Origin of the sequence: Aeromonas sp. QDB18, from assembly GCF_027705325.1 — a bacterium.
Taxonomy (GTDB): domain Bacteria; phylum Pseudomonadota; class Gammaproteobacteria; order Enterobacterales; family Aeromonadaceae; genus Aeromonas; species Aeromonas caviae.
Map to the genome: position 1 here is coordinate 1 of NZ_JAPDBQ010000370.1, position 518 is coordinate 518.

Sequence of the window (518 nt, forward strand, 5' to 3'; positions counted from 1 at the left end):
GGGCATGCAGTCGTGGCAAGCCCTCCGATGCCATATCGGCTCTTGAAGCTGGCTGAGGGTCATGGGTAATCAGGAAAGGATATTTGACATGAAAAGACAGTCAGGGTTTACGCTAATCGAATTGATGATCGTCGTTGCGATAGTCGCCATCCTCGCCGCTATCGCCTTGCCGGCGTATCAGACTTATACACTTCGAGCGAAGTTTTCGGAGGTTATAGCCGCTGCTGGTCCCGCAAAGACGGCCTTTGAGGTATGTGCTCAAGGGTTGGATGTTGCACCTGCAGATATTGACACAAGCACCGCTGGCGCAGGTGCCGAGTGCGTGGATGCAGCAAATAGCGCTTTGGCATCTGCCATTGTAAATTCCAATACGGACAGAATAAATATCTCTTCAGCAGCAGGCGATACGTTGGCGGAGGCAAGTGGAGCCAGAGGGGTATACAGGGTGAGAGCGTGAACATCCTGTTAAATTTCAGAGAGTTTTTGCAGGCCAGCTGCGAGCACAGTGTCCAGATAGT

General features: G+C 51.9%; 1 protein-coding gene. It reads left to right on the top strand.

Annotation, left to right across the window (positions count from 1 at the left end; translation table 11 throughout):
- Window positions 1–88 precede the first annotated feature (88 nt).
- Window positions 89–457, top strand: coding sequence for a prepilin-type N-terminal cleavage/methylation domain-containing protein (locus OKC30_RS21395; protein WP_160837329.1), 369 nt, complete (start codon window positions 89–91; stop codon window positions 455–457).
- Window positions 458–518: the final 61 nt, after the last annotated feature.

What these genes read in the sequence shown, in the direction of transcription:
- OKC30_RS21395 (WP_160837329.1), top strand. Translation starts at nt 89, where the DNA reads ATGAAAAGACAGTCAGGGTTTACGCTAATCGAATTGATGATCGTCGTT.